The sequence below is a fragment of the Streptomyces sp. NPDC005423 genome (assembly GCF_040606415.1).
GTDB lineage: Bacteria > Actinomycetota > Actinomycetes > Streptomycetales > Streptomycetaceae > Streptomyces.
In genome coordinates, this window is the sequence record NZ_JBEXET010000025.1 from 1 (window position 1) to 24,159 (window position 24,159).

Consider the following 24,159-nt stretch of genomic DNA (forward strand, 5'->3'; position numbering starts at 1 on the left):
GTGCCTCGACATCGGCGAGCGTCAGGTCAGTCGCGGTCAGCCGGGAGGTGGGAGTCTCCGGTGGGGCCCCATTCAGGGTCATTGCGCGATTGGGATTGGTCCGGTTCGCCGGTCTCGTGAGTGACGTGCCGTCATGTCTGTTGTGCGGCAAGGGATCCCGGAGAGCAAAGCAGGCACGGTGCTGGTGATCATGTGGTTGTCGAGACCCATGAGAACCGAGCGAGCCGTGCCTGCCCGAACATCATCGCCCATCCCTTCCGTACTGGAGCAACTGGGCTCCCGGACTGATCCCCTCACCTCTAGCGATGTTTCTGACTTGCGGCGTTTTCTGATCCTGGTAGCCGATCCCCGCGATGCGCGAGGACTGCGGTATCCGGCCCTCGCGTTGCTGTGCGCAGCCGTGTCGGCGGTGCTGACCGGGGCTCGCTCGCTCATCGCGATCAGCGAGTGGATCACGGATGCCCCGCAACATGTGCTGGGTGTCCTCGGTTTCGCTGCCGATCCGCTTACCGGTCTGCGGCCGGTGCCGCATGCCGCCACCGTGCGCCGCCTGCTGCAGCGTGTGGACGGTGACGCGCTGGACGCGGCGATCGGCGCGTTTCTGCCGGCCAGAATGCCGTCTCCGGTCGAGCCGGACGCGGAGGAGAAGCCGGTGCGACGGGTGATCGCGGTCGACGGCAAGGTGGTCCGCGGTTCACGGACCGCAACGGCGGCGGCGATTCAGCTGCTGGCGGCGATGGATCACCACGGCGTGGTCCTGGCCCAGCGGCAGGTCGCTTCCAAGAGCAACGAGATTCCCTCCTTCGCGCCGTTGCTGGACGGTCTCGAGCTGGAGAACGCGGTGGTGACCGCCGATGCCCTGCACACCCAGCACGGCCACGGCGCCTATCTCACCAGTCGTGGCGCGCACTATGTGGCAGTCGTGAAGAAGAACCATCCGGGCTTGTACGCCCAGGTCAGGAGGCTGCCCTGGCGGGACATCCAGCTCGGGCACCGCACTCGCGACCACGCCCACCATCGCGATGAGGTCCGCCGGCTCAAGGTCGCCGCGTTCAGCCACCTCGACTACCCCGGCGCCCGCCAGGCGATCCAAGACGTGCGGTGGCGACGCGACTTAAGCACCGGGAAGCTGACCATCGAGCGCGTCTACCTGATCACCAGCCTGAGCGTCTTCGACGCCACCCCCGCCGAGCTCGCCACCTGGATCAGAGGCCACTGGGGTATCGAGAACCTCCTGCACCATGTCCGGGACCGTACGTTCCGCGAGGACGACTCCAAGGTCCGCACCGGCACCCTGCCCCGCGCCATGGCCTCCCTGCGCAACCTCGCCATCAGCGTCTTCCGCCAGGACGGCCAGACCAACATCGCCGCCGCCCTCCGCCACACCGGCCGCGACTACCACCGACCGCTACGAGCCCTCGGTCTCACATGACGAACCCAGACAGATCTTCATCACGCAATGACCCTGGGGGATGAACTGGCCGGGGTAAGGGCAGGCGACGCAGTGGAGCCTCGGGCGGGGCGGGTGGCCAGGGCTTTGTCCTGGTGAGCGGAGGTGCAGCCCGCGGCCGCCAGTGTGGCGACAAGCATGCAACCGGTGAGGCGGACGGGCCACCCTGTGCTTGTCATCAGGCGTTCGACTCCCAGATGTACCAGCCGACGTAGTGAGGGGTGTAGCTCGTCACGGTGCTCTTCGAAGTGATCTTACAGTTCTCCGCTACCACGTAGCTCGTCCCCTGGGTCCGCACTCGGTAGACGCCATACGTGGCGTGGGTCATCTTGTGCGCCGGGGTGTCGACCGAGACGAAATGCGGCAGGCGCCACCGGGCGACACGCAGACGCGACAGAAGTTCTACGAGTCCCCTGACGCTGCCCTCCTGCTGAGCTGGCTTGTCAGGGGCAGCGGCCGGGAACCCCGATGGCATTCGTCTGGAATCTGATCGGTCGTTCCGCTGAGGTGATCAGGCGAAAGGTCGCCTCTGCACTGACCGTTGAAGCACTTCAGGGTGACCAGGATGCCTCCTCAGCCATCGCGGAGGCATACAAGGCATACGGTCTGGATCTCTCCCTCGAAGTGCTGACCCGTCTCCTTGCCGCGCGGCCTCCCACTGCGGAAAACCTGGCGATCTTCGCCGAGGCTGTGCCGGAACAGGCGGTACTCGACCTGATCGCAGCATGGGCTCTGACGGCCCCGGAGCCGGATATGCGAGACCTCGGTACACGTCTGTCGACACCCTCCCGGGGGAGGGCAGCCCGTGACGGACGAAGGGCCGGCGCAGCACGCAAGAGGGACAGGTATGCAGATGTCGCAGGCCAGCAGGCGGGGAGTCATCAGCACCACGATCGGCGCCGCTGCTCCCCGCTCGGCGCCTGCAGCCGCCAACTTTCACGCCTGCATACACCAACATCTACATCCCGGGCGCGCGACGCGCCCAAGGCCCCTGCCTCGCGGAACAGCTCAACTAACTGAGCGTCTCTGGCCGCTCAGCCGTGGGCGGTCCGTCATGTCACGCCCGGCCTGGAACGGTTCGACTCGCTCTCCGAGCTACGACCATGATCAACACCCCGGGCACACCCAACGCCGCCACATAGGCATTCTCATTGCACTTGCGACAGTCTCACCCAACCCGCAGGACCGCAGGTCAAACGGTTTGCACAGGGCCCAGGAACCCCCCGCGGGCGCGCACTTTTGCTGGGTGGTTGCTGGTTCTGTTCAGCCCTGTGCGGGCTGGTCGGGCGGGCTGTCAGTCCAGAGCGGCGTCGTGGCGTCGCCGCCTGCTCCTCCAAGAGGCGGAGCAGGAAGAGGACGGGATGGGGATGTCCTCGTACGGGGTAGGCGAGCGGGACGACGCAGGGCGGCCCGGCGCGCTGCTTGAGAGAGGGTCAACGCATGCAATTCGACGACGATGCTGCTCTGGACACGTCCGAGGTCACGGACGGGCGGGGAGGTACGCTGGGCGGGATCCCGGGCGGCGGGAAGACCATCGGCGGCGGACTGGTCGGGCTCGTGGTGGTGGTCGCGTCCGTGCTCTTGGGTGTCGACCCCGGCGTGTTCGGCTCGGGCAGCAGCGACACGTCCTCGTCCGGCAAGTCAGCCGCGGACCTCGCGGCGGACTGCCGGACCGGTGCAGACGCCAACCGCAAGGAGGAGTGCCGGATCGTCGCCGTGGTCGACAGCTTGCAGGCATTCTGGAAGCAGACAGAGACAGCCGCCGGTAAGCCCTACCAGCAGGCCCCGACGTTCCTGTTCACCGGCAGTGTGAACACCGGCTGCGGGAACGCGACTTCCGACGTCGGCCCCTTCTACTGCTCAGCCGATGACAAGGTCTATCTCGACCTCGGCTTCTTCAACGACCTGAGCAGCAAGTTCGGCGCCAAGGGCGGCCCGTTCGCCGAGGCATACGTCATCGCGCACGAATACGGCCACCACTTCCAGGACCTCAGCGGAACGATCTCCCGCGGCAGCGGAAAGGGCCAGAACAGCGGCTCGGTGAAACTCGAGTTGCAGGCGGACTGCTACGCCGGAGTGTGGGCCCACCACGCCACCACCACCCCCGACCTCAAGAGCGGTAAACCATTGATCACCGACTTGACGAAGGACGACATCAACCGCGGGCTGGACGCGGCCGCCGCCGTCGGAGACGACCGTATCCAGCAGCGCTACCAGGGCAAGGTCACACCCGACACCTGGACCCACGGCTCCGCGAGCCAACGCCAGCAATGGTTCTCCACCGGCTACCGCTCCGGCCGCGTCGCCAGCTGCAACACATTCAGCTGACCATCCGCATGCGAGGCCGGCCTGGCCGTGGCGCGCTCGTACGCGGCCGTGCACGGGCACTTCCTGCCCGCCGCCTCCGTCGTCTGGGACGACTTCCTGCTCGGGGCGTGGGCCAAGAACCAGCGCGCAGCGGCCTGGAAGACCGTGGAGAACGCCGCGCGGCGCGGGGCGGGGGAAACGGCGGCCCGGTTGCTGGTGAGCTGTCAGCGGGCCGTCTGGAGGCTTTCGCGGATGTCGACCCGGGATGGTGTCCGGCGTGGGAGATCAGCTGGCAGCGCTGCTACCGACTCACCCTCGCCCACCTCCGGGCCGGAAGCACACTCCCCGCAGGACCCGGGGAACTCATCGTGCAGGGCGAAGACCTCGGAGCATGGATCACCGGACAGCGGACAGGGTGGGAGCGGCTGATGCCCGCACAGCAGTACCTCCTGGAAAGCCTCGGCATCGAACCCGCCACCGAAGACGAGAGCGGGGCGGGGTCGGCGGCGCGTTCACAGGACGCCCGATGGGCCGCCAACCTCGCCGCCGCCCGCCAGTTCCACACCCGCAAAGGACACCTACGCCCCACGCGCAAGCACATCGTGGCTTTGTTCATGTTCAGCAGGTTCTGGCTCAGGTTCTGTGGAACCGGCCACGCTGAGTCACTGATCGGCACGTGGAGGTGCGGCTCCAATGAGAGCTCGGCGGTGAGCTGGAGCTCCCAGCTGCCCGTAACGGGCGCTTCAGGGGCGCGGTCATCCCAGAAGGCTGCGCGGTCAGCGCCGGCCGCCGCCGATGCGGCGGTCGTCGGCCAGTGCGGTCAGCGGGCCGAACTCGCGGGCAAGCTGGTTCCACGTCAGAACCTCGCCACAGCGGGCCGGGAACTCCTTCGGGTTGAACTCGGGCATGGTCCAGGTGCCAGTGCCCCGGTCCCGCAGCCACAGGTCCCCGTCACCGTCGACCACAGACGGCGGGACCGGTACGGGCTCGGCCTGATCGGTGGGCTCCCAGGTGACCCGGCCCGGGTGGGAAGCGCGGCGCAGCTCGGTGGTGGCCAGCCGCGCGGCCAAGTCACGGGTGGACTCTTCGGCGTCTTTGACCGACGCGAGTCGGAATGCGTCGTCAAGTACGGGCAGGGCTGGATTCTTGCTGCGCTTTGAACTCATACGCTGACTACCTCCGGTGGGGGGCGTCACATCCGTTATGGCACCCCGTAGAGGAACACGGTATCCGAGGCGGGAGCCGGGCCGGCTACGACCACTGTCCAGGTGGAGGCGCTGGCTGAGGCGACCCCGGTTGTGTGGACACACTGACAATGGATCTTGCAGATCCGGGGAAGGGTGTTCTGGTGGGACGGAAGAGTCTCCGTATCCGGCGGAGTTCAGGGACGATGCCGTCGCGCTGTACCGCGCGGCGGGCGGGAAGCGTACGTATGCGGCGGTCGCGGCGGATGTCGGGGTGACCGGCGAGACGCTGCGCAGCTGGGTGCGCCAGGCCGACGAGCACGCAGGCCGTGGACACGGTCGCGGTGATTGAGTCCGGCGAGGGCCGGGATGAGGAGCTGGCCCGGCTGCGTGCGGAGAACGGCCGGCTGCGCAAGGCGGAGAAGGAGTGGGAGCTCGAGCGTGAGATCCTGCGTCGGGCGGCGGCCTATTTCGCGAAGGAGATGATGAAGTGAAGGCCCGGCGCTGCGGCCCGGTCGGTCGTCCGGCTGATGATGTGGCCGAGCGCGACGGCTGGCGGTGCTGGTGGGCAGTTGGACGCCGCCCGTCCCGGGAGCGGACATCTGCGATGTGTGCGCCCGGCAGCTCACCGACGGATGCCACCTGGACGTCGTCCCCCGCCGTCCCGCCGAGCTCCTCGGCCCGCGCAGCGGGCGACGAGTACGGACTGCTGATGGATGGCCACACAGTGTTGACCAGGTATTGCCGGGTGAGGCCAATACGAAAGCCGCTCTGCCCCCGGCTGGCCGGGGTAGAGCGGCTTTGCAGCGGTGCCGGTGGGGGTGTTACGCGGCGAGGGCCACGCGGGGCGCCGGGCGCTCGCCGGGGGCGGAGCGGCGGGCCTGGGCGGAGCGGCTGCGCCGGCCGCGGGTCGCGGAGGTGCTGCGCTTGGCACGCTCCACGACCGGCGCGGCGATGAAGCAGGGGATACCGCTGGGAGCCTGTGCTCCGGTGATCCGGGTCAGCTCCGCCTCGTCGGGGCGGACCTGTGCGGTCTGCGGGGTGATGCCGGCGTCACGCATCAGGCGGATCATGTCTCGGCGCTGGTTGGGCAGGACCAGGGTGACGACGCTGCCGGACTCGCCGGCGCGGGCGGTCCGGCCGCCGCGGTGCAGGTAGTCCTTGTGGTCGCTCGGCGGGTCGATGTTGACGACCAGGTCGAGGTTGTCGACGTGGATGCCGCGGGCCGCGACGTTCGTGGCGACCAGCACCGTGACGTGCCCGGTCTTGAACTGCTCCAAGGTGCGGGTGCGCTGCGGCTGGGACTTGCCGCCGTGCAGCGCCGCGGCCCGCACCCCGCTGTTCAGCAGGTGGTCGGTCAGCTTGTCCACGGCGTGCTTGGTGTCGAGGAACATGATGACCCGACCGTCGCGGGCGGCGATCTGCGTCGTCACGGCGTTCTTGTCCGCGCCGTGGACGTGCAGCACGTGGTGCTCCATCGTCGTGACCGCTCCGGCGGAGGGGTCGACGGAGTGGACGACCGGGTCGGGCAGGTAGCGGCGCACGAGCAGGTCGACGTTGCGGTCGAGGGTGGCGGAGAACAGCATGCGCTGCCCGTCCGGGCGTACCTGGTCCAGCAGGGCGGTGACCTGCGGCATGAAGCCCATGTCCGCCATCTGGTCGGCCTCGTCGAGCACCGTGATGCCGACCTGGTCCAAACGGCAGGCGCCCCGGTCGATCAGGTCCTTGAGCCGGCCCGGGGTGGCGACGACAACTTCGGCGCCACCGCGCAGCAGATGGATCTGCCGCCCGATGGACATGCCGCCGACCACGGTGGCCATCCGCAGCCGCAGCGAGCGGGCGTACGGGGTCAGCGCGTCGGTGACCTGCTGCGCGAGCTCACGCGTCGGGACCAGGACCAGGGCCAGCGGCTGCGACGGCTCGGCGCGCTGTCCGGCGGTCCTGGCCAGCAGCGCCAGGCCGAAGGCGAGGGTCTTGCCGGAACCGGTACGGCCGCGGCCCAGGACGTTGCGGCCGGCCAGGGCGTTGGGCAGGGTCGCACCCTGGATCGGGAACGGCAGCGCCATGCCCTCGTGGGCCAGCGTCGCCAGCAGGGCCGCCGGCATGTCCAGAGCGGCGAAGGACTCCACCGCGGGCAGTGCCGGGGTGAGAGTGACCGGCAGGGCGAACTCGCCCTGCACGGACGGGCGTCGACTTGAGCCGCCGGAACGGCCGGAGCCCGCGTAGCCGCCGGAGCGGCCGGAGCCACCGGACCCGGCGTAACCGCCGGAACGGCTCGGCGCGCCGGAACGGCTCGGGGCCGAACGGCTGTAACCGCCGGCGCTCGAAGCGCCGCTACGGCTGGTGGAACTGGAGCTGGAATACGAACGACTGGAACGAACGGGGTTCAAGGAGAACCTTCCTGGACACGGTACGCACCCAGGAAGCTCCAGCAGCGAACACGCCGCACGAAGGCATCACAGAGACGAACCGAAAGAAATGGGGAGAAGCGAAGCGGGGCGGAATCATCCGCGCCAACGCACTTCGAAGGATCACGCCACCGAGCGGGTGGGCGACACGCCGGACCGATGAAGTCCGGGAGGCAGAAAGCGGTGCGCGACCTCAAGGCTGCGAGCTGCCGCCTGCCATGCAGGCAATGCGATGTACCCAAGCGCGCCGGCCCAGAACGGGAAGTGGCGGGTGGGCGACGGGTAGGGCCCGCGACCTTGCGGTGCGGGCCCTACCCGGTGATGCGCGTCAGTGCCTAGGCGGGAACGATGTTCTCCGCCTGCGGGCCCTTCTGGCCCTGCGTGACGTCGAAGGAGACCTTCTGGCCCTCCTGGAGCTCACGGAACCCCTGGGCGGCGATGTTCGAGTAGTGGGCGAAGACGTCAGCGCCGCCACCGTCCTGCTCGATGAAGCCGAAACCCTTTTCCGCGTTGAACCACTTCACGATGCCAGTAGCCATGTGTATCTCCTCAAGACAGGGGGCAGAACCGAAAACCGCACTGTGCGGAGTCCGCGTCGCCGCGATGAGCCCATCCGGAGATGACCGGCAAAACAAAAATGCACCCACGGATCACGTCCGTCGAGTGCACACAAGTTCATGGGTACCACAACTGCAACTGCCCACAACATAGCACGAACACCCGCCCCCGTGCCGTCTTTCCCACCGGTTGTTCGATCTCCCGCCGGAGGTCAGCCTGTGGGACCCCGAGAGATCCGACCATCCCCTCTCTTTGCTGAGGTCCTATGCGTTGCATCATCGCCGGCTTCCCCTTCGACCTGGTCAAGAGCGAAGTACAGGACAGGATGCGGGGCATCAAGCCCGAAGCGGCCACCGGACAAACCGTGATCATCAGCCGCCGCACCTACCCCGTCAAACAGGTCGGCCAGATCCTCACCCGACAAGACCGGCGCGACTTCACCGCCGAACAGATCACCCGGGCCATGACCCGCCTCGGCTTCACCTGCCGCCCCACACCCACCGCCGCCGCAGTGACCGCCGCCGCCGCGCTCAGCCCACTGCAGGCCGCGGTAGCGATGCTGGGCACCCCCGCCTACAGCTGACCAACCCCACCATGGGCTGGAGCAGTTACAGCCCGGCCCTCCCGGAGACGACTGGCGCCAGGCAAGGCCATCCCGTTCCACGATGCCCTCACACCGCAACCGTCTACACCAACGCCGCGACATGGCCGAGCGCCTTCCGAGGGCATCGGAAGCGATCAGCGCTGCTCCACCGCGCTCGGTGGCCGCGGTGAAGGACAGCAGTCCGGCCGGTCGGGCGAGCGGCCCGACCCGGCCCACGGCATCGGGATGGGTGTGCTGGAGCCGGGACAGGGCGTGCCACAGGCTGCCCGGCAATGTCAGCGGGCCGACCACGGCAAAACGGCGTGGTGACCTGCGCGGACGCGGGGGACGGTCCTGCGGGCCGCGCAACACCTAGCGCAACCCTTGGCGCAACATCCAGCGCAACGGGATAGGCAGCAACCCTTGGCGCAACCTCGTGCTCCTAATCGACCGGGGCGACCGGTCACGCGGCTCGGACGGCTCCGTGGGCGCGGGCGAGGAATCGTCCGGGGCGGCCCGTGAAATGCCTGATCCGAGCGGTGTCTGGTCCGGCAGTTCCTCGCTCCACGGCCGGAGCATGACAACCCTGCCCTTCCCGTTCCTCGCACTGGCCGGGATGGGCGACACCCCGCCCGAAGCCCCGGCCTGACTCACCCTCGTGTCCGCCGCCGGAGAGGGCAGGAGCCTGCGATGGCACCGAGCCTGCTTGGCTTTCTCGTCAGGCGTGGTGTCGGCGTGCAGGCAGTGCATCACCTATGTCGGCACCAACAGCCCCGGCGCCGATCCCGGCCCGGTCGTCATCGCCTGTCACGACCAGCGCGTCAACTCCGTACGCTCAGCTTCGCTGAGTACCAGTTCTGACTTGTGGCGCCGCAGCTCGTCCGCCAGTCCCACCATCCGCCGGTCAGCGAACCGTGAGCGCTACTTGCGTACCGTCTCCGTGGATACCCTGAAGTCCGCTGGCACACGCGTGTTTGATGCGCCTTCCGCGCAGGCCGCAACGATCCGGGCCCGCTCCGCCACACGAGCTGGGACGTGCCACACAAGGCCGCCGTACCTCATGTGTGATGAACTGTGGCCCGGTTTCGAGACGTTGGTTTCGTCTCGAACAAGAGAGTGGGACGGACCGTGGACCTTGGTGGGGGGACGTGGCAGCGACTGACCGCCGTGGTGCTCGTCATGGCGGTGGCGGCCGGGTGTACGGGGCAGGGCGAAGGCGCGGGCGGCGGAAACGACGAAGACCTGCTGCGGAACCACGACTGGACGCAGATGCCGGGCACCACCGTGCGGAACGACATCCTGCGGGTCAGCGCATTGGATCGGCACATCGTGGAGCAGGACTCCTCCGGCGGCCAGCCCAACCCCCCGCTGAACCTGGCCGGCCCGCATCTTAGGTCCGATGGCGACTTCACCGTCACCGCGCGCATGTCCGGTGTGGGTGACGATGACGGCGACTCATGGCTGCGGCTGTACGGACGGGTACCGGTCATCTACGACGAGTGGCGGCAGGAGCGGCCCTCACTCCGCGTCGGCGTGACCGCCGACGGACAAGTGAAGGTACAGATATGGGACGGCGAGGGCGATAAGCCGGCCACCTCCAAGGATTTCGACTGCGGCTGCTCCGGGACGGTGACGCTCGCCGTGTCGAGCATCGGTGACACCTTCCGCGTGAAAGCCGACGGGCGGCAGCTGGGAACCGTGCAGGACCCGGGGGTGTTCGCCGAGGGCACTGTCTGGTTCGGTCTGGAGGCGGACGCGGGCGAAGACGAGCGCCGCGAGGGATGGCGTCTGACGCAGCTGACCGCGCGGGCAGAGAGCGGTGACTCGCTCCGCGTGATCAAGGCGCCGCAACTACGCCAGGAGCAGTCCGACGACTCGCTGCGTGCGCGGGCCGCAGACGTGGGGCGGCCGTTCGACGTCGGCGCCGCCCTGGCCGAGAACCCGCTGCTCACCGACTCACGCTACCGGGCGCTCGCGGGGAGCCAGTTCTCCATGCTCACTCCGGAGAACGCGTTCAAGCCACAGTTCCTCCACCCACGCCGGGGCGTCTACGACTTCCGCGACGCGGACCTACTCGTACGCTTCGCCCGCGCAAACCACATGAAGGTGCACGCGCACACCCTCGTCTGGCACGAGGCTCTGCCCAACTGGATGCGGGAGAACGACGACCCCGAGGAGGTGCGCCGGACCATGCTCCGGCACATCGCCATGGTCGCCGGGCACTTCAAGGGAAAGGTCGCGGAATGGGATGTGGTCAACGAGCCCATGTCCGACGACGAGAAGAGCTACACCAATGGGGATCTCGGTCTGCGCTCCGAGCAGAGCCCGTGGTTCGAGGCCATGGGCGAGGAATACATCGACGAGGCGTTCAGGGCCGCCCACCGGGCCGATCCGAAGGCACGGCTGTTCCTCAACGAGTACGGCGTCGAGGAGGAAGGCGAGCGGTGGGACGCCCTTTACGATCTGGTCAAGCGGCTCAAGGAACGCGGCGTACCGATCGACGGCGTGGGTTTCCAGAACCATGAGTACGCACCCGGCGACCGCATCGACCCGGAGACCTTCCGCAGCCATGTGCGGGATCTGGCGGAGCTCGGGGTTCAGGCGCGGGTGTCGGAGATGGACGTCCCCATAGGTGAGGACGAGGAGGACGGGCGGCAGACCCAGGCTGATGAGATGGCGGGCAAGCTGCGGGTCTGCCTGGAGGAGCCGAACTGCACATCGTTCTCCACATGGGGATTCACCGACCGGTACGGTTCCACCGCCGACACCAAGATCTATCCTCCGCGCACGGCCGATTCCCTGCCGTGGGACGCGGCCCTGCGGCCGAAGCTGGCGTACGAGCGCCTACTCGAGGCATTTGACGAGGCGTGAGGAATCAAGGTGCGATCTCTCGGTTTGGTGTCGGTGGTAGTGAGAGTCAGGGTGCTGGTTTGGGCCTGTGGTCTTTCAACGCTAGTACCGCAACAGCGAGCACAGGGGGCACCGATGGTTCCAGCAGCGAAAGACTTCTTCACCGAGGTACAGGCCGTCTATGCCCCCACCGCACGCAGGAATCCGTCGGCCACGGCCCGGCCGGACGGCACCGCCAGGACGGTTGAGACGACGACAAACCGGGAGTGGTCGTCGATCCCGGTGAGCACCTTGCACTCGCGGCCGTCGGCCAGGAAGACCCCGCCGACCAGGTCCGCCGGATGCCGCCGAGGATGCCGATGACGGTGTACGACTGGCCCTGGAAGAAGATCGCCGGGGAGTCCTGTACCCGGCTGATGCCGAGCAGTCGCGCCGCTTGGTCGCCGAGGACCGCCACCTGGGCATGCCGGCCGATGTCGCCGGCGGCGTAGAACCGCCCCGAGGTCATCGCTCCGCGCACACCGGTGGGCAGTCCGGCCGAGGCGGCCACCACGGCCAGGGTCTGGCCGGAGACGTCGCCGGGCGCCTTCACGTCGTTGGCCCGCACCTGGACGCTGTTGGTAGGGCGGAGTCGGCGAGGGCGGCGGCCGAGTCGACGCCGGCCAGGCGCCGGACGGCGTCGGTGCCCGACCAGTCCACCAGCGGCTTGTCCTGCGACCCGGCCGGCACGGGCGGCACCGTCACGGTCACCGAGGTCGCGGTGAGCGCGTCGAACCGGCCGACGATCTGGTTGCCGGCGGTGGAGGCCACCCCGATGGTGATGACCAGTGTGGTGATGCCGAGCACGGTGCCGAGTGTGGTCAGGGCGGACCGCACCGGGCGGGCCATGACGCCCGCGAGGGCTTCCGTCCACAGGTCCCGGGGGTCCATCCAGGGGCGTTCGACACGTACCCCGGTCGGTGTCGCCCTGGTCCTCGCCGCGAGTTTCACTCGGTCTCCAGGGTCAGGCGTCCGTCGGTGATGCGGACGCGCCGGCCGGCGCGGCGGCTGACCATCTCGTCGTGGGTGATCAGCACCAGGGTCATGCCCTGGGCGCACAGGTCGTCGAAGAGTTCCAGGACGGACAGGGTGTTCTCGCTGTCCAGGTTGCCGGTGGGCTCGTCGCACAGCAGCAGCGCGGGATCGCTGATCAACGCCCGTGCGATGGCGACACGTTGGCGTTCGCCGCCGGAGAGCCGGTCGGGCCTGAAGCCCGACCGGTGGCCGAGCCCGACCCGGCCCAGTGTCTCCCTGGCGCGGGCGAGGCGTGTACCGCGTGCGAGCCCGGGGCGTGGCCTGCGGTACGTCTCGGCCAGCATGACGTTCTTGGCGGCATGGTCCCAGCGGCCCCGGGGCTCGGTCGCCCTCACGGTGCGGCGCGTCAGGGCCACTTCGGGCCTGTGACGGGCTACGAGCACATGAGCGGATCGATGTGTCGCCCGACCGCACGGCCGACACTCCGGATGCCTGCCTGCGTGGGCATCCAGGCGTCGAGGTCGTATGCCGTGATGGGCTCAGACCCGGCACGAGTTCGACAACCGGTGCCGGTGGATGCGGTTCCCGCGGGTGATCGCCAGTCACGGTGCCAACCTCCAAGGAGCGGGCGGCCGTTGGGCGTCTGCTCGACCCGGTCCGGGCTCGTCGAGCCGGCGCTCTCTCGGTCGCCTACGGCCTGGACGACACCCCGAGGCCGCCGCCCGTCTCGTCCGGCGCAACCAGCGCACCGGAAGGCCGGCGAGCCGTCAATCCGAGTACGTGGCCTGCAACCACTGGTCGATGTAGTTGTTCTCAAGGCTCACGACGTCGCCGTACTTGGCCGGATCGAGGTTGCCGCCGCCGTGGGTCTCCCCTTCTATGAAGATGAGGTCCTTCTTCGGCGCGATGGAGTCGTTGTAAATCCATTCGGCGACCTCGAACTCAGAACCCGCTGTACGTCCGACAGCCAGGGTCGGCGCGGTGATGTGGCGGGCGTTGCCGTTGGCGCTGCTGAAGTTGTTGTCGAAGTCAACGCCGAAGAGCTCGCTCTCGTTGTAGCCGAACTTCTCCTCGTCCACGTGCATGCCGAGGTACAGAAACTCGCTGACCGTGGTGCGGTAAGAGTACTGCATGGCCTCGAAGTTGCCGGGGTCACCAACGGGCTCAAGGAGACTGGGCACGACTTGGGTGGTGATGGAACCGTCCTTGTGCAGCAGCTTTCGCTTGCCCTTGGTCCTGCTGTAGAAACGCCTGTCGTGAGAATACAGCTGGTAGGCGTTGACATTGCCGAAGCCCATCACGACGGTGAAGGGCTCATCATCGGAGAACATGCCCTTGCCGGCTGATATTTTCTCCCAGCGCTTCTTGGCGTCGTCGAGCAGCCGGTTGTAACGCCTGGCTTGAGCCCTCCAGAATTTCTTGCAGAATTCTTCGTCGTAGTGGGCCACACCATTGCCGAGATAGCCGTTCTCGGCGCGCAGCGGATCGAGTTCCTTGGTGCGTTCCATGACACTGTCGTCACTCACGAGATTGGTTGCGAGTGAAGCCAGACAGTTGACCATGAAGCCGTGATTGGCGTCGCAGTGGATGATGCCGTCGGCCGGAGTGAGCGTCATGTCGGGGATGGGGAGAAACATCCCGGCACCCTGGAAGGTGGCCGCACCGTTTTCGGCGATCCTCTGGTAGGCACTGGTCAGGTTGCACCCGCGGCTGTTGCCCCAGAGGACGACCTTCTCCACACCCTTGATGTTCGACTTGATCCAGTCGATGCAGTTGCTCAGATACTGCACCTGGTCGATGAAGTAGCCGTCCTGCGGGGCGCAGTTGGCTGCCCGGTAATCCATCGCGGCGAACCTCTGCATCGAAGCGCTGGGCAGAGCGTCGGTCTCCCTTGAGCTGCCGTACATCACCACGATGCAGATCTTGGACCTCTCGTCACTCGTGCCGGGATCGTAGACAACGATGTTGGCGCTGTCGACGTGGCCGAGGACCTGCGTGACGGTGGTGGTCGCGTCCGCGGCCGCACTGCCGGCACCGCCAGAACTGCGGTGACTGACAGGGTGGCCCCTGTCGCTGCGCTGCGCTTGAGGAAATCTCGGCGGTGCAGGGCGTCCATAAGAGTCTTCTCCCTCTGTTGTCTTCACACCAATTCTTCGATGCGGTCTGCGGTACTACCTACCGCTTTGTGCGGCGGCCGAGTTGGCGGCGCCCGGCTCGGACACACACGCGGGAGGCCCAGCCGTGTTCGTCTGCCAGGTGACCCTGCATGCCTGCACCCGGCATCACTGTTGTCAGACAATGCGCTGGTGAACATGTGTCCAGACGGTTCGACCGCTATGCACTTTGGGTGCATTCGACTGAAATCTGCAGCCGCGCCCACCTGTTGGGAGACTCTTTCACCCTGGGTCCGTCTTTGGATTGTCGAACAACCCGACGACGTGAGACGCTAACACCAGGGCCAACGGGTCGCAACAGTCGAGTTGCCGGTGAGTCAAATTCACATGTCCCTGTTCCGTGGTGCGTTGCTCGGCGCTGACCGGTGGACAGGGTCTGCCGTCGTCCCCAGTCCGGGGTGCGTACGGTGCCGCCGGCACCCCGGTAGCCCTTGTCGGCCCAGCACGTGACGTCGGCCTCGGCGAGGACGTCGACGCCGCCGTGTTGGCGGGCCGCGCGCATGTCGTGGACGGAACCGGGCAGCGCCGGGCAGGGTCGGTGAGGCCCATCGCGGTCGGCCGGAGGGGTCGGCGAGGAGCTGCACGTTCACCCCGTGGCTGTCGGTGGAGGCCGTGGCGAACTCGTGCCGGGCGGGAGAGCCGGGCTCGACCGTGAAGAGCACGATCTGCTGGTCCTGGCCGGCTACGTCGAGGAAAGTGCAGTTGAGGGTGAGGGGACCGATCAGCGGGTGATCGACGGTCTTGAGCAGGGTGGGCTCGGGGCGCACGTCGTGCGCGGCCCACAGCCGGGCGAACTCCGCGCTGCCGGCGAGGAGGTCCCTCACCAGCGGGGCCACCTCGCGGTCGTCGGGGTAGCGGGCGGCGGCGGCGCGCAGGCGCCGGTCAACGGTGGTGTGCGCCCGGCCGGTCCCGGCGCGCGTATCGGCGCATTCCCTGGCTGGTGATACCACAGGAAACGCTGCGGCTGCTGTCGGTCATCGGCACACAGCGCATGGATGTACCCGGCTGAGGAGTCCTCGCGCAATGATCTCCGCGTGCCATGGTGGAGGGGCAGGCGACCTCGTTCTTCAGCGCCTGGCACTCAGTGAGCTTTCCCAACCTGCCCGCGCCAACGTGGCGATCATGGTCAATCGGACGGTGCGGGCGCATCGGCTGCGCACGGGAATCCCTCGGGCAGGTCGGGAGTGTACGGCTCCGCGCGGATGGCGTGTGTACGGCTATGGCTACGGCCTGACCCGGCCCGTGGCGCGGGCCGCGACAAAACGGTGCGGTTTGCGCGACGCACGAGCACTCAGCAGGGTGGACAGGGGGTCTCACCGAAGGAGAACCGCTATGGCCAAGAGCAGCGGCCGCAAGAAGAACCTCGGCAAGGACGACAAGGTGGCCTGGAGCAGCCACGGCAGCCAGACGGAGGGCACCGTGGAGAAGAAGATCACCGAACGGACCACGTCCTCCGGGCGGACCGTGGACGCCTCACCCGACGAGCCGCAGTACGAGGTGCGCAGTGACAGGTCCGGGCGCTCGGCCGTTCACAAGCCCTCGGCGCTCAAGAAGAAGAAGTAGGCGAGGTGGAAGCGGACGCCAAGCGCCAGACCTGGGAGGAGTTCCGCGAGGTGGTCAACATGACGCCGTCCCGGCTCGCCGACTGGCTCGGCACAAAGGAGTCCCGCGACGCGGGCCAGCATGACGGGGGCGGCGAGTCGACCGGGCACGCCTCGGGCCGTCGGATCGTCGACATCTTGCGCACCGACAAGAGCGACTTGTCGGACCCGGACTATCAGCACATGAAGAAGGTGGTGGGCTACGTTCACCGCCACTTGGCGCAGCGCCCGTCCGGCGACGTACGTGACACCACCTGGCGTCACTCACTCATGAACTGGGGCCACGACCCCCTCGACAGCGCCAAGTAGCACCCCACGGTCAGAAGCGCACTGTGCCGTCGCCCGCCAGGTGGGTGACGGCACAGTGACAGACGCCGGACACCGCGCCTCTTCCGGCCCGTCGCGGGGTCGCCGCGGCGGCCCCACCGGTCCCACGGTCGACGGGGCCGCCGGGCCGGGTGGCCCGGCGGCCCCGTCACGTCGTACCGGCCGTCAGCCGCGCCGGCCCGACGGATCGGGAGCGACCCTGTCCCGGTCTTCGTCAGGGATCGGCTCGGACTGGTCCGGTCCTGCGGCGGCTGCCGTCTCCTGTGCCCGGTCCGCGTGTCCCGGCCACCACGCCGCGTGGCCGATCAGGGCGGTGAGGCTCGGCGTGAAGAACATCGCCATCACGAAGGCGGCGACCGCGATGCCGAAGGAGACCGCGAAGCCCATCTCCGTGAGCAGCGCGTTGCCCGCGAGCATCATCGTGGCGAAGGTCGCCGCGAGGATGCAGCCCGCCGCGGCCACGGTCGGCCCGGCGTGCCTCACCGCCATGCCGGCCGCCTCGCGGGGGTCGCGGCCCTCGCGGGCCTCCTCGCGGAGCCGGGCGATCATGAGGATGTTGTAGTCGGTGCCGATGGCGACCACGAAGAGATACATGATCACCGGCAGCATGAACATCAGTCCCGAGTGTCCCTGCCCTTCCTGGAAGATCCACACGGTGGCGCCGAGGGTCGCGCCGAAGCCGAGGCCCACCGAGGCCATCAGGTACCAGGGGGCGACCACGCTCCGCAGCAGCAACCCCAGGATGACCATGATCAGGATCGCGGCGACGGGGAAGACCGTCCGGTAGTCGTGGTTGACCGCGGTGTCGATGTCCTTGTAGATCGAGGACATGCCACCGACGAGGGCCTCGGTGCCCTCGGGCGCGTCGGAGTGTGCGACGTCGCGCACCTTACCCACTGTGTCGATCGCCTGGTCCGTCGACGCCTCGTACTTCAGCGTGACGGTGAAGTCCGCGGTCGTGCCGTCCTTGTTCAGCTGGGTCATGCGCGCGCTCGCGACCCCGTCCACGGCTCCGAGTTTCTTCGCGTACGCGTCGAAGGCGGCCTTGTCCAACGGGCTGCCGTCGGTGCTGGACAGGTAGACGTCGGTGGGTGCGGCGGCGCCCGCCGAGTACGCCTTCTGCATCGTGTCCTGGACGACCATGGACTCCTTGGTCTTGGGCATGGAGCCCGACGCCAGGTCGAACGTGGCCTTGTAGCCGAAGATGCCGAGGGACAGTGCGATCAGGACGAGGCCGGAGACCGCCGCGGTCAGCGCCGGGCGGCGCTGCACACCGCGGCCGAGGGCGGCGAACCGGGCGTTCTCCGGCTCACGCTGCCAGGACTTTGAGGGCCAGAAGACCTTCGGCCCGATGAGCGAGACGACGGCCGGGACCAGGGTCAGACCCGCCACCAGGGTGACGGCGACCGCGATGGCGAGTGCCGGGCCCATCTGCTTGAGGAAGCCCAGCGTGGACAGCACCAGAGCGAAGAAGGCGATGATGACGGCCCCGGCGGCCGAGGCGATGGCCTCACCGACCCGGCCGACCGCGTTGATCATCGCCTCCTTCGGCTCGTCCCCGGCGCGCAGGCGTTCGCGGTAGCGGAACATCAGGAAGAGGAAGTAGTCCGTGCCCACGCCGAAGAGCACGACGATCAGGATCGACGAGACCGAGCTGTTGGCCTGCAGGCCGAACAGCTTGGTGGCGTAGGCGATCAGTCCGTTGGCGATGGCCGCCACCACACCTATGAGGACCAGGGGCAGTACGGCCAGGATCGGTGCCCGGAAGATGATCAGCATGGTCAGCAGGATGATCACGAAGGTGCCGATGCCGATCAGCGCCTGGCCGCGTTTGGACGAATCCTGCTGGTCGAGTGCCTGCGCGGCGGAGCCGCCGAGCTTGACGTCCAGACGCGTGCCCCTGGCCAGCTCCTTGACGTCCTCCCGCAACACCTTGGCCGCGTCCGCCTGCTTGGGCTGGCCGGCGTTCTTGCTGTCCATCTGGACCAGGGTCAGGGCATACCTGCCGTCCTCGGACGGCTGGCCGGGGACGACCTTCTGCACCTGGTCGATGTTCTTCTTGCCCAGCTCGGAGGTGATCCGGGCGACGTCCTTCTTGTCGGCGGCGGTGAGCTTGCCGCCGTCGGTGCGCTGGTAGAGCGCGATCGCGGACGGGGTGAAGGCGCTGGGGAACGCCCTCTCCTGGAGACTCGCCGCTTTGATGGACTCGTAACTCTTGGGCAGGAAACTGCTCTCGTCACTGTTCGAGGGCAGACCGGGAGCGGTGGCGACGATCGCCACCGCCGCGATCAGCCATGCCACGATCGTCCAGACCGGATGTCGGACGACAGTGATCCCAATACGTCGAAACATGCGGGGGGTCCTCCTGGACAGGAAGATCACCGCAGCCCGGGAAGCGGACCCCGGCATCGGCGACCCCGACCGGCCCTCCCAACGAGCCGGTCGAATGGTTGTCTTGGGCTCCGATCGTAATGACCGCACGCCACTCTCGCTGCATCGGGCCCGCCCTCCTGTGAGAAGCCGGGGTTCCGGTTGGGGCAGCCGCCGGACGGAGCGGGTCGGGGGCGGACCGCCGTCGAGCCCCCAGCGCCATCCGACGAGGGGGCGGTCGGCCCCACCACCGGACTGGGTCGCCGAACTCGGCATCGGCGCCGGCGCCCCGCCCACCGAAGTCCACGCCGGCGACTGCTACGCCATCGGCAAACGCCGCCGCCCCGTCGACAGCGGCGAAGCCCGACGCCTGCTCGCCGCAGGCCTACGGGCCTGCACCCATTGCCGACCCGACACCCAGCTGAGCGTCACTCAACTGCCGCCCGGTGAGCACTGGTTGAGGTGTGCAGGCCGCCTCGGCGACACGCCGACATCCCCGGTCCGCTACGGCAGACCCCAGGCCGGGCCCGGCTCGCTGACGGCGACGGGCGCGATGACGAGATCGGGGCGGGAACCGGAGTGGACGAGCACCTCGCGGCCCCGGGGCAGGTCGATGGCGAGGGTGCCGTCGCCCAGATCACGGGTGTGGGCCGCAGTGCCGTCGTCCAGGAGCACGGTGAGGGTCCCGGTGAGGCCGTGCCGGAGCTTGAGCGGCTCGCCCGCCAGGCTTCTGATCCGGATGAACCGGGTCGCCCCCGCTTCTCGGACTGCGCTGACCAGGAAGGCGCCCTGGGTCCGGAAGTCGTGCAGGGTGGCGTCCGCCCAGGAGGACGGGACGGCGGGGAAGACACGGATCACGCCGCCCCAGCTCTGACAGAACATGTCGTGCAGGGACTGCGAGGCGGACAGCGGCGTCTCGATGACCGGACCGGCCTCGGTGTAGTGCGTGTTGGCACGGCAGGGGTAGCGGGTGGTGGGATCGAAGAACTTCCGCAGGTACGTGATCGCGGTGTCGCCGTCACCGGTCATCGCGTACATGGAGGCGGCCCCCGTGTAGCTGTAGCCCCGGTGGGCGCCGGTCAGCGCGTGCCAGTGGGTCACCGACTTCGCGATCAGGTCGCGGCTGCCGGGCTGGTCCCAGTTGACGAGGTACAGCGGATACACCATCAGCAGGTGCGAGTAGTGCCGGTGCGACTGTGCGTACGGGGTGTCGGCGCCGATCATGAAGCCGTTGTCGTCGACCGGGTAGGGCGTGAGTCTGGCCAGCACCTCCTGCCAACGTGGTATCAACTCGTCGTCGACCGCGAGCAGTTGTGCGGAGTCGATGAGCGTCTGGCAGCCCCAGCGGATCAGGGCCAGGTCGTAGTTGGTGTCCTGCGGCGGCACAACGGGGTACTCGGGCGAGAGCGTGCTCGGCAGATGGAGCCTGCCGTCGCTGCCCGGAGTGAGGAAGTGCAGGTAGTAGTTGATCGCCCGGCGCAGCACGGGGTAGATCGTGTCGCGCAGCAGGGACTTGTCCATGGAGTGCCGGTAGGACAGCCACACGTTGTGCAGCGCCCAGGTGAGGTCACCGGTCTCGGCGCCGGTTCCCGGCTCGCCCACACCGCGGTCGGCGAACATGTCGGAGCTGCGGCCGATGCCCGAACTGTCGGGGCGGTAGGCGGCGGGCACGTTGGCGGTGAGCTGTTCCTGGTTCTGGCGCAGCGTGGTGGCGAGCGAGTCCAGTTCCGGGTGGTTGAAGCCGTGGATGAGCCAGTACTCCAACTGAACGTTGAGGTTCCACCAGACCGCGGGCCAGGGTGTGGGCTCCAGCCACGGCCCGGAGGTGGCCATGACGGGGCCGCCGGCGCGGCTGGCGGAGGCCACCTTGTAGAGCTGGATCCAGTGGAAGCTCTGCAGGCGCTGGTCGGGGAACGAGACGAAACTCTTGCGGTAGAACGCGTGCCACCACTGGGTGTGCCGTCGTCTGAGGGCGCTGTACGACGTCGCCCGCCGGAGGTTGTGCAGTGAGGCGGTTTCGGCGGCGGTGACCGAGGGTGAGCTGTGTCCGACGCTGAGCAGCAGGTCGTGGCCGCTGCGGCGGTATGCGGTGGCGGTCTGACCGCCCCCGGTGAGGGGCTGGAGCACCTGCTCGGTACCGTCGGCGGAAGTCCGGGTGGTCCAGGGCGGGTTGGCGATGTATCCAGCGGGTGGAGCTTCGCTGATGCGCCGGGGGCTGAGGGCCTCTTCGGGATGGAACGTCCAGGTGGCTCGTTCACTGCCGCCGGCCGTCACCCGGGCGGCGAGGACCTCGTCGTGAATGAAGGCGGACAGGGTGAGCGTGCCCGCGGTGGTGGTGACGGTGCCGGTGAGCTCGGCGTTCCACAGGCTCAGCCGCCAGTCGACGGATGTGATGGTGCCGACCGGTTCGAGCGTGAGGTGGCCGACCGGCAGCCGACAGGTGCCCCATCCGCTGCCGAACTCGGGCCGGTGGTCCTGGACCCGGCCGTGCTGGACGGTGAAACGGACCTGGTTCGTGCCCGGCTCCTGGTACACCATGCTGCCGAGGAGCCCGTCGCCGAGGAACGGTCCTTCGTACCAGAGGGTGGGCAGTCGGCTCCACAGCAGATCCTGGCCGCGCAGGAATTCTTCCCAGGCTCCGTCGGTGCCCATGGTGCTGCGGAGTTTCCAGGGGCTCCTGCCGGCCCGGGCCACCGAGACGGTGCCGTCGGACGCCACCGCCGGGACGGGCTCTGCGGCGTGGGCCGTGCCCCCGGGCAGGGCCGCCGCCGCTCCCCCCAGCGCGGTGCCGAGTACGACTCTGCGGGGCACCGGCGAGCGCTTCCCCGGCTGCGAACTCATCATCGTCCTCCAGAACTTACGGTCACTCATACATCGGGTGTATCGGTGAACCTAGGCACGGCCTGCGAGCCTGTCAACGAACTTGGCAAGCATGGAATTCCACTGACAGTGCGGCAATAACAAGCATTTCAGGACCTCATGCACACATCAATTTAACGTGTCGAAGTTCTTGACTCCTCCGATGTATTGCGGTTGCCTGCGTTCGCGTTCCTCATAGTGCGCTCCTCACCCCGTTCCGCGTTCGGCCTGCGGCCGACCCCCACCGGAAGGACGGCGCCTCATGCGCAAGGTCACGATCCGGCGCTTACTCGTGGCTCTCCTGCCGGCACTGACAGCGGCCCTGCTGCCGTTTCCGGCGAGCGCGGCCGCGCCGGCCGTCACGAGCCCTCGATCGACCGGCCCGCCTGGACCGGTACCTGGAAGGCTGCCGCGTCCGCCACCGCCACCGAACTGCCGGAACAATCGGTGCGCAACGTGATCCACACCAGCGTCGGCGGCCGCACGGCCCGCGTCCGGCTCTCCGACCGCCTCGGCACGGTGCCCCTCGAAATCGGCACCGCGACGCTCGCCGTACAGGAGACCGACGCGCCGAAAAGCCCGAACGCGACGGCGGGAACGGTGCGTTCGGTCCCCTTCGGCGGCGCCGCGTCCATCACGGTCCCGGCCGGCCGGGACGCGGTGAGTGATCCGGTCCCCCTGCGCGTGCCCTCGAACGCCAACCTGTTGGTCAGCCTGTACACGCCCAACGACTCGGGCCCGGCGACGTATCACCGCTCCGCCCTTCAAACCTCGATCCTCGCCCCGGACGGTGACCACGTGGCGGACCGGGACGGAGCCTCGTACACCGCGACCACCGGCTCCTGGTACTACCTGACCGGCGTGGACGTGTCCGGCGCGCACGCCGCGGGCAGCGTCGTAGCCCTGGGCGACTCGATCACCGACGGTTCCGGATCGACGGCGAGCGCCAACCACCGCTGGCCCGACCGGCTCGCTGCCCGGCTGCGCCAACTCCCCTTGCGCGAACGCCTCGGCGTGCTGAACGCGGGCATCGCGGGCAACCGCGTGCTGCTGGACGGCACCGGCCCCAGCGCCCTGTCCCGGCTCGACGCCGACGTGTTCTCCCGCAGCGGCGTACGCGCCCTGATCGTCATGGAAGGCATCAACGACATCAAGGGCAGCCCCGACCGGACGGATCCAGCCGCCCTCGCGACCGCGTACCGCGAGATCGTGGCGCGCGCCCACGCCCGCGGCATCCGAGTCGTCGGCGCCACGATCACCCCCTACGACGGAAACGGCGGCTGGACCGAGGCCCGCGAGACGGTACGGCAGTCCGTCAACGACCTGATCCGGTACGGCGGCGTCTTCGACGCGGTGGCGGACTTCGACACCGTCGTCCGCGACCCCGATGTTCCCGACCGATCCTGCCGGCCTTCGACTCCGGCGACCATCTGCACCTCGACGACGCCGGCCTGCAGGCGATGGCCGACGCGATCGACCTTCACTCACTCACCGGAAAGGACGCACGATGAACAGGAGATCACTCTTACGGGCCGGTGCCGGCCTGCTGGCCGGCGGTGCCGCACTCACTCTGCCGCAGGCCCAGCACGCCACCGCGGCACCGGCCGCCGCCCCGACCGACGGCTGGACGCAGACCTCGTTCACCTACAGCTGGCAGAAGCCCTGGAACCTCGACCTCAGCGACCGGCACAGCTCCAGCGGCGGTGTCGACCGCATGTGGGTGTACGCCACCGACGAGCCGTTCGAGGAGGGCAGTTCCACCGACCCGCGCACGGAGATGCGCTGGAAGGTCGACTACACCACGGGCAACCACATGTGGGACGCCGACGTCTACCTCCCCTCCGGCACCGACGGCGCCTCCTTCGTCCAGATCCTGCGCAGCGTCCACCCCTCGGGCACCCCCGCGACCGACATCATGCTCAACGTCTACGACACGGGCGGTGGCACGGTGCGCCGCTACGACGGCACGGTGCTCAAGACCGGCGCGTACGACAGCTGGTTCAACGTGAAGATCGCCCACCAGGCGAGCAGCGGCACCGGAACCATCAAGGTCTACTTCGACAACTCCCTCGTCCTGACAGTCGACGACCGGGGCCCCGCCACCCGGTACTTCAAGAACGGCGTCTACAACCACGGTTCCGGCCGTGCCGAGGCCCGTTTCCGCAACATCCACTACTGGACGAGGTGACGGGCGGTGCGCAGACGACAGGCTCTCACCATGCTCGGCGGCACCGTTCTGGCAGGCGCGGTCGGCGCGACCGGTAATGCCGGGCGGGACGGCACCCCCAGCGGCCCCGACGTACTGACGATCCACCACGACAACCTCCGGATCGCGTCGTCCTACGCGCTCGCAGAACCGGCCGACTGGTCCTGAGCACGCCCCTTCACCCGGTGGCCGGGCCCGAACGGGTTTCCGGCCACCGGACCAGGAACCACCGGCCACCAGCGGTACGGCCGGGGCGCCCCGCAAGCCT

Annotated in this window: 21 protein-coding genes and 5 pseudogenes; 13 read left to right on the forward strand and 13 right to left on the reverse strand. The window is 68.4% G+C overall.

Going from position 1 to position 24,159, the window contains the following annotated elements:
- The first annotated feature begins 178 nt into the window (after positions 1 to 178).
- Together ABZT12_RS24275 and ABZT12_RS24280 are read left to right on the forward strand one after the other, a co-directional pair.
- Entirely contained in the window at positions 179 to 1,432 is a 1,254-nt protein-coding gene (locus ABZT12_RS24275) for an ISAs1 family transposase (RefSeq protein WP_356388228.1), read from the forward strand.
- Positions 1,433 to 2,890: 1,458 nt separating this feature from the next.
- The gene (locus ABZT12_RS24280) at positions 2,891 to 3,778 is read left to right on the forward strand and encodes a neutral zinc metallopeptidase (RefSeq protein WP_356388230.1); all 888 of its coding nucleotides are present in this window, start codon (positions 2,891 to 2,893) and stop codon (positions 3,776 to 3,778) included.
- 755 nt (positions 3,779 to 4,533) lie between these two features.
- Here the strand turns inward: ABZT12_RS24280 and ABZT12_RS24285 are convergent.
- Positions 4,534 to 4,923: a hypothetical protein gene (locus ABZT12_RS24285; RefSeq protein ID WP_356388232.1), complete on the reverse strand. Its 390-nt coding sequence runs from the start codon at positions 4,921 to 4,923 to the stop codon at positions 4,534 to 4,536.
- 37 nt (positions 4,924 to 4,960) lie between these two features.
- Between ABZT12_RS24285 and ABZT12_RS24290 the strand changes: the two genes are divergently transcribed.
- Both ABZT12_RS24290 and ABZT12_RS24295 read left to right on the forward strand, forming a co-directional pair.
- Positions 4,961 to 5,293 (forward strand): transposase, encoded by a 333-nt coding sequence (locus ABZT12_RS24290; RefSeq protein ID WP_356388234.1) that lies wholly within the window; start codon positions 4,961 to 4,963, stop codon positions 5,291 to 5,293.
- The gene (locus tag ABZT12_RS24295) at positions 5,271 to 5,435 is read left to right on the forward strand and encodes a hypothetical protein (RefSeq protein WP_356388236.1); all 165 of its coding nucleotides are present in this window, start codon (positions 5,271 to 5,273) and stop codon (positions 5,433 to 5,435) included. The genes ABZT12_RS24290 and ABZT12_RS24295 overlap by 23 nt, the downstream gene beginning before the upstream one ends.
- A 330-nt stretch (positions 5,436 to 5,765) precedes the next feature.
- Here ABZT12_RS24295 and ABZT12_RS24300 read toward each other — a convergent pair whose 3' ends face one another.
- Both ABZT12_RS24300 and ABZT12_RS24305 read right to left on the reverse strand, forming a co-directional pair.
- Entirely contained in the window at positions 5,766 to 7,331 is a 1,566-nt protein-coding gene (locus ABZT12_RS24300; RefSeq protein ID WP_356388238.1) for a DEAD/DEAH box helicase, read from the reverse strand.
- 353 nt (positions 7,332 to 7,684) lie between these two features.
- The gene (locus ABZT12_RS24305; RefSeq protein ID WP_145801666.1) at positions 7,685 to 7,888 is read right to left on the reverse strand and encodes a cold-shock protein; all 204 of its coding nucleotides are present in this window, start codon (positions 7,886 to 7,888) and stop codon (positions 7,685 to 7,687) included.
- A gap of 284 nt (positions 7,889 to 8,172) precedes the next feature.
- Between ABZT12_RS24305 and ABZT12_RS24310 the strand changes: the two genes are divergently transcribed.
- The 3 genes from ABZT12_RS24310 (at position 8,173) to ABZT12_RS24320 (ending at position 11,361) form a co-directional block, all read left to right on the forward strand.
- The gene (locus tag ABZT12_RS24310; protein WP_356388240.1) at positions 8,173 to 8,490 is read left to right on the forward strand and encodes an SCO5918 family protein; all 318 of its coding nucleotides are present in this window, start codon (positions 8,173 to 8,175) and stop codon (positions 8,488 to 8,490) included.
- 523 nt (positions 8,491 to 9,013) lie between these two features.
- Entirely contained in the window at positions 9,014 to 9,139 is a 126-nt protein-coding gene (locus tag ABZT12_RS24315) for a hypothetical protein (protein WP_356388242.1), read from the forward strand.
- Between the two features lie 530 nt (positions 9,140 to 9,669).
- A complete protein-coding gene (locus ABZT12_RS24320) occupies positions 9,670 to 11,361 on the forward strand; it encodes an endo-1,4-beta-xylanase (RefSeq protein WP_356388244.1) in 1,692 nt (563 codons plus the stop codon).
- Between the two features lie 191 nt (positions 11,362 to 11,552).
- On the opposite strand, the pseudogene ABZT12_RS24325 reads toward ABZT12_RS24320, so the two are convergent.
- From ABZT12_RS24325 to ABZT12_RS24355, 7 genes and pseudogenes are all read right to left on the reverse strand, one after another.
- A pseudogene (locus tag ABZT12_RS24325) lies at positions 11,553 to 11,675 on the reverse strand (IS481 family transposase); the annotation flags it as partial.
- A gap of 253 nt (positions 11,676 to 11,928) precedes the next feature.
- Positions 11,929 to 12,270, reverse strand: a complete 342-nt coding sequence (locus ABZT12_RS24330) for a hypothetical protein (RefSeq protein WP_356388247.1) — start codon at positions 12,268 to 12,270, stop codon at positions 11,929 to 11,931.
- A gap of 56 nt (positions 12,271 to 12,326) precedes the next feature.
- Positions 12,327 to 12,749 carry an ATP-binding cassette domain-containing protein gene (locus ABZT12_RS24335; RefSeq protein WP_356388249.1) on the reverse strand — a complete coding sequence of 141 codons (423 nt, stop codon included), beginning with the start codon at positions 12,747 to 12,749 and terminating at the stop codon, positions 12,327 to 12,329.
- A 372-nt stretch (positions 12,750 to 13,121) separates the two neighbouring features.
- On the reverse strand, positions 13,122 to 14,267 hold the full coding sequence (locus ABZT12_RS24340) for a hypothetical protein (protein WP_356388251.1): 1,146 nt from the start codon (positions 14,265 to 14,267) through the stop codon (positions 13,122 to 13,124).
- On the reverse strand, positions 14,261 to 14,470 hold the full coding sequence (locus tag ABZT12_RS24345) for a twin-arginine translocation signal domain-containing protein (protein WP_356388253.1): 210 nt from the start codon (positions 14,468 to 14,470) through the stop codon (positions 14,261 to 14,263). The genes ABZT12_RS24340 and ABZT12_RS24345 overlap by 7 nt, the downstream gene beginning before the upstream one ends.
- A 413-nt stretch (positions 14,471 to 14,883) precedes the next feature.
- Positions 14,884 to 15,124 (reverse strand): annotated as a pseudogene (locus ABZT12_RS24350) (transposase family protein); the annotation flags it as partial.
- 33 nt (positions 15,125 to 15,157) lie between these two features.
- A pseudogene (locus tag ABZT12_RS24355) lies at positions 15,158 to 15,409 on the reverse strand (transcriptional regulator); the annotation flags it as partial.
- A 451-nt stretch (positions 15,410 to 15,860) separates the two neighbouring features.
- Between ABZT12_RS24355 and ABZT12_RS24360 the strand changes: the two are divergent.
- Positions 15,861 to 16,091, forward strand: a complete 231-nt coding sequence (locus ABZT12_RS24360) for a DUF2945 domain-containing protein (RefSeq protein WP_356388255.1) — start codon at positions 15,861 to 15,863, stop codon at positions 16,089 to 16,091.
- Between the two features lie 5 nt (positions 16,092 to 16,096).
- The gene (locus ABZT12_RS24365) at positions 16,097 to 16,438 is read left to right on the forward strand and encodes a DUF3140 domain-containing protein (RefSeq protein WP_356388257.1); all 342 of its coding nucleotides are present in this window, start codon (positions 16,097 to 16,099) and stop codon (positions 16,436 to 16,438) included.
- Positions 16,439 to 16,621: 183 nt separating this feature from the next.
- Here the strand turns inward: ABZT12_RS24365 and ABZT12_RS24370 are convergent, their stop codons facing one another.
- The gene (locus ABZT12_RS24370) at positions 16,622 to 18,808 is read right to left on the reverse strand and encodes an MMPL family transporter (RefSeq protein WP_356388259.1); all 2,187 of its coding nucleotides are present in this window, start codon (positions 18,806 to 18,808) and stop codon (positions 16,622 to 16,624) included.
- Positions 18,809 to 18,902: 94 nt separating this feature from the next.
- On the opposite strand from ABZT12_RS24370, the pseudogene ABZT12_RS24375 reads away from it, so the two are divergent.
- Positions 18,903 to 19,238 (forward strand): annotated as a pseudogene (locus ABZT12_RS24375) (DUF6233 domain-containing protein); the annotation flags it as partial.
- A 92-nt stretch (positions 19,239 to 19,330) separates the two neighbouring features.
- On the opposite strand, the gene ABZT12_RS24380 reads toward ABZT12_RS24375, so the two are convergent.
- Both ABZT12_RS24380 and ABZT12_RS24385 read right to left on the reverse strand, forming a co-directional pair.
- Positions 19,331 to 21,667 (reverse strand): Tat pathway signal sequence domain protein, encoded by a 2,337-nt coding sequence (locus ABZT12_RS24380; protein WP_356388427.1) that lies wholly within the window; start codon positions 21,665 to 21,667, stop codon positions 19,331 to 19,333.
- 377 nt (positions 21,668 to 22,044) lie between these two features.
- On the reverse strand, positions 22,045 to 22,407 hold the full coding sequence (locus ABZT12_RS24385) for a hypothetical protein (RefSeq protein WP_356388261.1): 363 nt from the start codon (positions 22,405 to 22,407) through the stop codon (positions 22,045 to 22,047).
- A 145-nt stretch (positions 22,408 to 22,552) separates the two neighbouring features.
- Between ABZT12_RS24385 and ABZT12_RS24390 the strand changes: the two are divergent.
- The 3 genes and pseudogenes from ABZT12_RS24390 to ABZT12_RS24400 form a co-directional block, all read left to right on the forward strand.
- Positions 22,553 to 23,017, forward strand: a pseudogene (locus ABZT12_RS24390) (GDSL-type esterase/lipase family protein); the annotation flags it as partial.
- Between the two features lie 175 nt (positions 23,018 to 23,192).
- The gene (locus ABZT12_RS24395; protein WP_356388263.1) at positions 23,193 to 23,873 is read left to right on the forward strand and encodes a polysaccharide lyase family 7 protein; all 681 of its coding nucleotides are present in this window, start codon (positions 23,193 to 23,195) and stop codon (positions 23,871 to 23,873) included.
- Positions 23,874 to 23,879: 6 nt separating this feature from the next.
- The gene (locus ABZT12_RS24400) at positions 23,880 to 24,059 is read left to right on the forward strand and encodes a hypothetical protein (protein ID WP_356388265.1); all 180 of its coding nucleotides are present in this window, start codon (positions 23,880 to 23,882) and stop codon (positions 24,057 to 24,059) included.
- Positions 24,060 to 24,159 lie beyond the last annotated feature (100 nt).

Excerpts from the sequence above, each read along its gene's own strand:
- ABZT12_RS24320 (WP_356388244.1), top strand. The coding sequence starts at position 9,670 with ATGGCGGTGGCGGCCGGGTGTACGGGGCAGGGCGAAGGCGCGGGCGGC.
- ABZT12_RS24290 (WP_356388234.1), top strand. The coding sequence starts at position 4,961 with ATGGCACCCCGTAGAGGAACACGGTATCCGAGGCGGGAGCCGGGCCGG.
- ABZT12_RS24380 (WP_356388427.1), bottom strand. The coding sequence starts at position 21,667 with ATGAGTTCGCAGCCGGGGAAGCGCTCGCCGGTGCCCCGCAGAGTCGTA.
- ABZT12_RS24285 (WP_356388232.1), bottom strand. The coding sequence starts at position 4,923 with ATGAGTTCAAAGCGCAGCAAGAATCCAGCCCTGCCCGTACTTGACGAC.
- ABZT12_RS24330 (WP_356388247.1), bottom strand. The coding sequence starts at position 12,270 with ATGGACCCCCGGGACCTGTGGACGGAAGCCCTCGCGGGCGTCATGGCC.
- ABZT12_RS24360 (WP_356388255.1), top strand. The coding sequence starts at position 15,861 with ATGGCCAAGAGCAGCGGCCGCAAGAAGAACCTCGGCAAGGACGACAAG.
- ABZT12_RS24280 (WP_356388230.1), top strand. The coding sequence starts at position 2,891 with ATGCAATTCGACGACGATGCTGCTCTGGACACGTCCGAGGTCACGGAC.
- ABZT12_RS24305 (WP_145801666.1), bottom strand. The coding sequence starts at position 7,888 with ATGGCTACTGGCATCGTGAAGTGGTTCAACGCGGAAAAGGGTTTCGGC.
- ABZT12_RS24315 (WP_356388242.1), top strand. The coding sequence starts at position 9,014 with ATGCCTGATCCGAGCGGTGTCTGGTCCGGCAGTTCCTCGCTCCACGGC.
- ABZT12_RS24370 (WP_356388259.1), bottom strand. The coding sequence starts at position 18,808 with ATGTTTCGACGTATTGGGATCACTGTCGTCCGACATCCGGTCTGGACG.
- ABZT12_RS24345 (WP_356388253.1), bottom strand. The coding sequence starts at position 14,470 with ATGGACGCCCTGCACCGCCGAGATTTCCTCAAGCGCAGCGCAGCGACA.
- ABZT12_RS24310 (WP_356388240.1), top strand. The coding sequence starts at position 8,173 with ATGCGTTGCATCATCGCCGGCTTCCCCTTCGACCTGGTCAAGAGCGAA.
- ABZT12_RS24395 (WP_356388263.1), top strand. The coding sequence starts at position 23,193 with ATGAACAGGAGATCACTCTTACGGGCCGGTGCCGGCCTGCTGGCCGGC.